Below are 7,826 nucleotides of genomic sequence, written 5' to 3'. Positions count from 1 at the left end.
TTGGCGCCCTGCTCTCCCATGACCCAGGTCAGGGCGTCCACGACGTTGGACTTGCCCGAGCCGTTGGGGCCGACGACGGCGGTGATGCCGGGCTCCAGGCGCAGCGTGGTTGACGAGGCAAAGGACTTGAAGCCCTTGATCGTCAACGTCTTGAGATGCACGGCCCCACGATACCGTCCGCCGTGGCCCGTCGCCCGAGGAGGCCGAGTGCTCCACCCCGTCCGGCCGCCGGCGCCGCGCGCCGCCGCGCCGTCATATCCCCATGCCGGCCCCGCGCAGGAGCTCGAGGGTCTTGGCCCGCCAGATCTGGGAGGCCACGGAGCCTCCGTTGAGGTCGAAGACATGGTCCGCGTAGGGCACGATGATCGTCTCGTGGTGGGCGCCGGCCGCCTCCAGAACGGCGTCGAGGCCCCTCGTCCCGCTCACGGGCACCACGTGGTCCTCCTCGCCGTGGACGATGAGCACCGGCGGGGCCGCCTCCCCCACGACCGCGGCCTTGCGGGTGGGGTCGATGGACTCGTAGCGCTCGGGGTACTGCGCGGGGCTGCCTCCCGCGTACAGTCGCGCCCGGCCCGCCACCGGTCCGGACATGATCGGGTCGGGGTTGTCGTGGAAGACCGCGGGATCGGTGATGGGGTAGGTCGTCGCCACGGCGCGGATCGTGGGCACGCTCCCCTGGCAGGCGGGCAGCGCCTCGCCATTGGCGTCCGTCGGGGCGTCGGGCCCGCTCGGGTCGAGGCCGCCCAGGGCCTGCCGGTAGGCCGTCTCCAGGGCGAGGTGCCCGCCGGCGGAGTCCCCGACGACGGCGAGCCTGCCCGGGTCCCCGCCGTACTCCCCGGCGTGGGCGCCCACCCAGGCCAGGGAGCACACGAGGCGGGATTGGGCGAGCTCCCATGTGGGCAGGTCGGTCAGGGAGAGCGGGTACTCCAGGGCGATCGCCAGGTAGCCCTGGTCGGCGAGCCAGTCCGCCTGGATGCGGGTCATGGGGTTGTCGCGATCCCCCGTGCGCCATCCCCCGCCGTGCAGGAGGATGACGATCGGGGCCTCTCGGACACCGCCCTCCTCCGGCGCCTCCCCGCGCGGGTACCAGATCCCGGCGCGCAGGGTCTGGCGGCTGGCGCCGTCGGCCAGGACGACGGGGGCGTCGTCGGGGGCGCGCCCCCACTGGCCGATGCCGGTCAGGCCGAGGACGGAGATGCTGGTTCCCTGCGCGTGGGCGAAGCGGATCTGCGCGGCCCCCATCCACCCCGTGATCGCGAGGGAGAGGCAGAGCAGTCCGGCCGTCACCAGGCGCATCCGGGCCCCCGGCTCGCGTCGCCGCAGGAGGGCCCGCCACCCGGCCACGGCGGTGAGCAGGGCCAGCGCCGCCGCGGCGTCGAGCCCCCAGGCGCCGAGCAGGAGCGAGTAGGACAGCACGGGGATGGCGGCGATCGCCCCGATCGCGAGCAGGCAGACGGCGCAGGCCCCGACGAGGGTGAGGACGTCGCGCCTCCGGCGCCGCCCGATGGCGCGGTCGTCCCGCCCCCGGCGGCGCGAGCGGGCCGAGGGGCCCTCGTTGGGATGGGGCCTCTCAGGAATCGTCCTGCGGGGGATCGCCCTGGCGGTCGGCACGGCGCCACGATACCGACTGCCCGACGCCCCTCCCGCGAGGGCACCGGCCACCCGCCCGGAGATGGGCCGGTGGCGCGCTCTCCTCCTGCAGGAGGAGAGCGCGCCTTGATCGATCAGTCCCGGGGAATGAGCCCTGCTCACCGGGAATCGCCTAGTCTCGGACCGTCTGCGGATCAGGAGAATCGGCCGTCGGGGCGGCGCCGAGCGCATTCGCCTCGTCGAGGACATCGAGGACGCAGGGAACATCGCAAGAATCGGAGAACCGCATGCTCAGCATCAACGGACTGTCGAAGCGCTTCGGGACGCTCCAAGCGCTCGACGGCCTGTCCTTCCGCGTCGACGACGGCGAGATCGTCGGCTTCGTCGGGGCCAACGGCGCGGGCAAGTCGACCACCATGCGCATCGCCATGGGCGTCCTCGAGGCCGATTCGGGCGCCGTCACCTGGGATGGGGTCGAACTCGACGCCTCGTTCCGCCGTCGCATCGGCTACATGCCCGAGGAGCGCGGCCTCTACCCCAAGATGAGGGTGGGAGAGCAGCTGACCTACCTCGGCCGCCTCCACGGGCTGACCAAGAGAGCCGCCCAGGCCTCCTCGGACGCCTGGGCCGAGCGCCTGGGCATCGCCGATCGGCGCGGCGACGACGTTCAGAAGCTCTCATTGGGCAACCAGCAGCGCGTCCAGCTCGCCGCGGCGCTCGTCGGCGACCCCGCTCTGCTCATCCTCGATGAGCCCTTCTCCGGCCTCGACCCCGTGGCCGTCGAGGTCATGGCCGATGTCATCCGCGAGCGCGCCGCCGCCGGCGTCCCCACGCTCTTCTCCTCCCATCAGCTCGACGTCGTCGAGCGGCTCGTGGACCGGGTGGTCATCGTCCGCTCGGGCGGGCTCGTGGCCGACGGCACCGTCGAGGAGCTGGAGGCGACGGGAGGGCGCCGCTGGCGCGCCGTCATCGAGGCCTCCCAGGGCGACCGGCTGGACGAGGCCACCGCCGTGAGCGCCATGGCGTCACTGCCGGCGCCGGCCGTGACGCCCGGCAAGCGTCCCGGGACCCTGGAGCTCACCTGCGGCGGGCCGGATGAGCAGGCGCTGCTCTCCGTCGCCGCCCGTCTCGGTGCGCTGCGCGAGCTCGGCCCGGTCCACCGCAGGCTGACCGAGGTCTTCCGCGAGGCCCTGGCCGCCCCCGCCCCCACCCAGTCCCCCGAGAAGAAGGAGACGCGAGCATGAGCGCCGCGCCCACTCCCCAGACGCAGCCGTCGATCGCCCCCTCCGGGGCGGCCATGAGCGCCTCCCAGGAGATCCGGCTCGTCGCCGCGCGCGAGTTCAAGAACCAGATGTCGAAGAAGCCGTGGCTCATCTCGGTCGTCGTCATGCTCGTGGTCGTGGTCGGGGGCGTCATCGGCTTCAGCCTCTTCACCGGTGGCGGTCACCAGGCCTACCGCGTGGCGGTGGCCGGGGCGAGCCCCTCCGCGCTGCCCGGCCTGGACCGGGTCACCGACTCCGAGGACACCGCGATCGCGGTCAGCCAGTTCGAGGGCGATCCCACCGGGGAGTCGGCGAGGACCGCCCTGGCCGCGGATGATGATGATGCCGCGCACCTGGACATGATCCTCGATCTCACCGGCAGCGCCCCCGTCCTGCGCGTCCACGAGAGGGCGAGCGAGCAGGTCAAGGCGGGCGTCACCGCGGTCCTCCAGCAGACGGCCCTGTCCGACCAGATCACGGGGCTGGGCGGCGATCCGTCCGCGGTGGCGGCGGCGCTGTCGACCGCGACGCCCGAGGTGGAGGCCGTCTCGCCTCCGAGGTATGAGAACAGGGGCTTCGCCCAGCGCTACACCTTCCTCCTGACCGCGGACGTCCTCCTGCTCTCCGTCATCATGGGCGGCGGCCAGATGCTGGCCATGGGCGTCGTGGAGGAGAAGGCGAGCCGGATCGTGGAGATCCTCCTGGCCTGCGTGCGCCCCTCCTCCCTGCTGGCGGGCAAGATCCTGGGGATCGGCACGGCGACGATCGTGAGCTTCTCGCTGATAGGCGTCGTCGGCGCGGCCGCCGCGAAGACCACGGGGCTGCTCGACGACGTGGACATCCCCGTCAACAGCACGATGGTGCTCATCGTGACGTGGATGATCCTCGGCTTCGTGCTCATGGCCGCCCTGTACGGGGCCGCCGGGGCCCTGGTGAGCCGCCAGGAGGACGCCCCCAGCGTCACCACGCCCCTGCTCATGCTGGGGATGATCCCCTACATGGCCTCGATCTTCATGACGCAGGGGGACCCGGATTCCGCGCTGTACCGCGCGCTGTCCTACTTCCCGCTGTTCTCCCCCTACATGATGCCGGCCAGGCAGATCCTCGGGGTCTCCTCCCCACTCGAGCAGGCCATCACGATGGCGGTCGCGCTCCTGACCACGGTCCTGCTGGTCAAGCTCGGCTCGGTGGTCTACACCCGGGCGGTCACCCGCACCGGCAGCCGCGTCCCGCTCACGGAGGTCCTGCGCCGCGCGGCATGAGGCCGCGCCCTCATGCCCTCATGCGACGGCGGGGGCGCCGGGGTTGCTCCGCGGTACCGACCCGCGGATCGATCCCGCCGCCCCCGCGGTCACGCCCGCGCGATCCCGACCGCCTCGGGCCCGCCCGAGAGGAGGGCCTCGAATCCCCGCTCGTCGAGGATCGGCAGGCCGAGGTCGCGGGCCCTGGCCTCCTTGGAGCCGGCGTTGGCCCCGACGACGACGCAGCTCGTCCTCTTCGACACGCTCCCCGCGGCCTTGCCGCCGCGCGCCACGATGGCCTCCTTGGCGCCGTCGCGGGTGTAGCCCTCCAGGGTGCCGGTGACGACGACGGTCAGGCCCTCCAGGGTGCGGGCCGGGGCGCCTGCGTCGGGGGCGTCGTCGGCGGTGCGCACGCCGGCGTCGGCCCAGCGCTGGAGGATCTCGGCGTGCCAGTCCACGCCGATCCACTCCGTCCAGGAGGCGGCGATGGCGGGCCCCACGCCCTCGACCTCGCCCAGCTCCTCCTGAGTCGCGGCCCGAAGCGCGTCCATGGAGCCGAAGCGGGCGGCGAGCGCGCGGGCGGCGGTGGGCCCGACGTGCCGGATGGACAGGGCCACGAGCACGCGCCACAGGGGCCGCTCCTTGGCGGCGGCGAGCTGGGAGAGCATGGCCGTGGCGTTCTTGGCCGGCGTCGTCGGCCTCTTGACCCCGCCGTCCTTGGTGAAGGTGGGCTTGGTCCAGAAGTAGCGGACGAGGCGCCAGTCGCCGGTGGGACGGCCGCGCGTGGTCACGGGGCGCCAGACCATGACGTCGCGCAGATCCTCGGCCGTGAGGTCGAAGAGCCCCCCCTCCCCGGCGACGACGGGCACCTGCTCGACGATGCCGTGCTCGGCGAGGAGGGCCTCGACGGCGTCGGCGCGCTGCGAGGGGCGGAGGGCGTCGAGCTGAGCGGCGGGGAGGCGCAGGCTGCCCCGCTCGGTGTCCAGGCGCGCCCCGGCGGCCAGGGCGGCGATGGCCTCCGGGCGCCCGGCGTCGGGCTGGGTGAGGGCGGCGGCGGCCTCGTCCCCCAGGCCCTCGACGTCGAGGGCGCCGCGCGATCCGATATGGGCGATGCGCTCGGTGACCTGGGCGGGGCACGAGCGCGTGTTGGGGCAGCGCAGGTCCACATCCCCCTCCTTGGCCGGCGCCAGGGGCGCGCCGCAGGACGGGCAGGCCGACGGCATGATGAAGGGGCGCTCGGTGCCGTCGCGCTGCGCGACGACGGGCCCCAGGATCTCGGGGATGACGTCGCCGGCCTTGCGCAGCACCACCATGTCCCCGATGAGGACGCCCTTGCGGGCCACTTCGGCGGCGTTGTGGAGGGTGGCGCGGGCGACGGTCGAGCCGGCGACGAGCGCGGGCTCCATGATCCCGAAGGGGGTGACGCGCCCGGTGCGGCCGACCTGCACATCGATGTCGAGCAGGCGGGTGTGGACCTCCTCGGGCGGGTACTTGTAGGCGGTGGCCCAGCGGGGCACTCGGGAGGTGTGTCCGAGCTCGTCCTGGAGGGAGCGGTCGTCGAGTTTGAAGACGATGCCGTCGATCTCGTGGAGGAGATCGTGTCGGTGCTCGGCATAGCGGTCGATGTAGGCCTGCCGCTCGGCGGCGCCGCGCACGACGGCGTTGTAGGGGGATGTGGGCAGCCCCCAGCGCTCCAGGAGCTCGTACCACTCGTGCTGGCTGGAGGGCGGTTCGAGTCCGGGTCCGGGGGTGATGGCGCCGATGCCATGGGCGATGAAGGCCAGAGGCCGGGTCGCGGTGATCCGGGGGTCCTTCTGCCGGAGGGATCCGGCGGCGGCATTGCGGGGATTGGCGAAGACCGGCAGGGCGGCGGGCCGGCGGGTGGCGCGCCCGGCGGCGTAGTCGGCCTCGGCCTTCTCATTGGCGGCGCGGCTGGCGGCGTTGAAGGCCCCGAACTCCTCGACGGGGAAGTAGACCTCGCCGCGGATCTCCACGAGGGACGGCAGGCCCGCGCCGGTGAGGCGCTCCGGGATGGAGCCGATGGTGCGGGCGTTGGCGGTGATGTCCTCGCCGGTGGTGCCGTCGCCGCGGGTGGCGGCGCGGGTCAGGCGCCCATCGGTGTAGGTCAGGGCGATGGCCAGGCCGTCGATCTTGACCTCGGCGGTCATGGCGAGCTCGGCGTCGGCCCGCCCGGTGGCGGCACTCATGCGGGAGGCCCATTCCCCGATCTCGTCGAGGCTGAAGACGTCCTGCAGGGAGTACATGCGCTCGTGGTGGGTGGCGGGCGGGAATCCGCGGGTGGCGCCGCCGCCGACGGTGCGCGTGGGCGACAGCGCGTTGTCGAGGGCCGGGTGGGCGGCCTGGAGGGATTCGAGCCGGCGGTAGAGCTCGTCGTACTCGGCGTCGGAGATGGCGGAGGCGACGAGGCCCCCGCCCCCGTCGGCGCCCTGGAGGCCGTCCCCGTCGTAGTAGTCGGCGCGAGCGGCCTCGATGGCGCGCACGAGCCCGGCCCAGCGCAGGCGGTCGGCCTCCGGGACGCCCGCGAGCTCAGGGGAGGCCAGGAGGGCGTCGAGCTGCTCGTCGAGGGTCGACGGCACTGATGCCACTGGCGGCACTGATGCCACTGAAGGCTCTGGCGGCTCAGCGGGCGTCTCGGGCGCGGTGGGCGCGTTTCGCTCAGTCATGCCCCCATCCTCCCCCATGCCCGTCGCCATCCAGGGACGGCGGTGCCCCGGGAGCAGCGGCGCCGCCGTCACCCGATCCGCCGTGAACCACCGGGGGCGCCACGCCGCCCCGACGGGGGCCCATCCACAGCGGCCGAGCGCGGGGCCGGCCCCGGGGCGCACTCTCGTGCCATGCCCGCTCGCTCCCCCTCCCCGGCCTTCGACGCCCCCGCCTCAGCGGCCCGTCGCGCCCTGGGCAGCGCCTGGCATATGGCGGTGCTCTCGGGCCCGGACGCCGGCCTGGTCCTCCCCCTCCCCGTCTCGGGGACGATCGGGCGCTGCGGGGCGCTGAGCGATCCGGAGGTCTCCCGCGAGCACTTGCGGGTGCGATGCAAGACCGACCGCGTGCTGATCGGGGACGCGGGCTCGGCCAACGGGACTCGGATGCGGCGCCGACTGCGCGGCTGGCGCCGGCTCCGCCGCCCGCGCGCCTGCCGCGAGGGCCAGCTCCTGAGGATGGGCGGCAGCGTCCTGGAGCTGCGGCGCCGTCCCGCCTCGCTCCTCGTCGCGGCTCCCGCGAGCGGCCGCGCCCCCTTGAGGAGACGGGCCGTCTCCATCCTCGCGGGCCTCCTCTGCCTGCTCATGATGGGGGCGATCGTGGTCGGCGCGCTGCGCATGGGAGGGCGCGGCGGCATGGGGATGCTCATGCTGGCGCCGATGCTCCTCATGGGCCTCATGAGGATCGGGTCCTTGCTCTCCGGCGGGGGATCCCGGGGGCACGGGGCGGAGCGCGCCCGCGCGGGATGGCGGGGCCCGTCGCACCGGCGCCCCGACCCGGCCGAGTTGCTCCTCGCCGTGGCGGCACGGGCGCTGTCAGGCGCCGAGGGCTCGCGTCCGGGCGCGCTGGGAGGGGGCTCCGGACCCTCGGACGAGGAGCCGACGGCCTGGCTGGGCCGGCGCCGGCGCGGGAGCGCCCTGACGCTGCGCCCGGGCGACCGCCTCGCGCTGACCGGCGCGGGAGCCCGGCGCGCCCAGCGCTGGTGGGCGGCGCAGATCCTGGCCAGGATCGG

6 protein-coding genes are annotated in these 7,826 nt (G+C 74.2%); 3 read left to right on the top strand and 3 right to left on the bottom strand.

The features are described from left to right. On the bottom strand, positions 1-161 hold a 161-nt coding region (locus B1H55_RS13135; protein ID WP_143222431.1), incomplete at its 3' end, for an AAA family ATPase. A gap of 91 nt (positions 162-252) precedes the next feature. Continuing rightward, a complete protein-coding gene (locus B1H55_RS11675; RefSeq protein ID WP_157750259.1) occupies positions 253-1,611 on the bottom strand; it encodes an alpha/beta hydrolase in 1,359 nt (452 codons plus the stop codon). 266 nt (positions 1,612-1,877) lie between these two features. Between B1H55_RS11675 and B1H55_RS11670 the strand changes: the two genes are divergently transcribed. Both B1H55_RS11670 and B1H55_RS11665 read left to right on the top strand, forming a co-directional pair. Beyond that, a complete protein-coding gene (locus B1H55_RS11670) occupies positions 1,878-2,834 on the top strand; it encodes an ABC transporter ATP-binding protein (protein WP_077240363.1) in 957 nt (318 codons plus the stop codon). Beyond that, positions 2,831-4,114: an ABC transporter permease gene (locus B1H55_RS11665; RefSeq protein ID WP_231952853.1), complete on the top strand. Its 1,284-nt coding sequence runs from the start codon at positions 2,831-2,833 to the stop codon at positions 4,112-4,114. The genes B1H55_RS11670 and B1H55_RS11665 overlap by 4 nt, the downstream gene beginning before the upstream one ends. A gap of 89 nt (positions 4,115-4,203) precedes the next feature. Here B1H55_RS11665 and ligA read toward each other — a convergent pair whose 3' ends face one another. Further along, positions 4,204-6,777: an NAD-dependent DNA ligase LigA gene (ligA, locus tag B1H55_RS11660; RefSeq protein ID WP_077240364.1), complete on the bottom strand. Its 2,574-nt coding sequence runs from the start codon at positions 6,775-6,777 to the stop codon at positions 4,204-4,206. 171 nt (positions 6,778-6,948) lie between these two features. Here ligA and B1H55_RS11655 point away from each other — a divergent pair. Further along, positions 6,949-7,826: FHA domain-containing protein (locus tag B1H55_RS11655; RefSeq protein ID WP_143222430.1), on the top strand; the 878-nt coding region annotated here is incomplete at its 3' end.

The sequence above is a fragment of the Actinomyces denticolens genome (assembly GCF_002072185.1).
Lineage (GTDB): Bacteria > Actinomycetota > Actinomycetes > Actinomycetales > Actinomycetaceae > Actinomyces > Actinomyces denticolens.
The sequence above is the reverse complement of the archived record's forward strand: the minus strand, read 5'-3'. Positions and strand labels throughout refer to the sequence as shown.

Coding starts and splice junctions, on each gene's coding strand:
- B1H55_RS11670 (WP_077240363.1), top strand. CDS start 1,878: ATGCTCAGCATCAACGGACTGTCGAAGCGCTTCGGGACGCTCCAAGCG.
- B1H55_RS11665 (WP_231952853.1), top strand. CDS start 2,831: ATGAGCGCCGCGCCCACTCCCCAGACGCAGCCGTCGATCGCCCCCTCC.
- ligA (WP_077240364.1), bottom strand. CDS start 6,777: ATGACTGAGCGAAACGCGCCCACCGCGCCCGAGACGCCCGCTGAGCCG.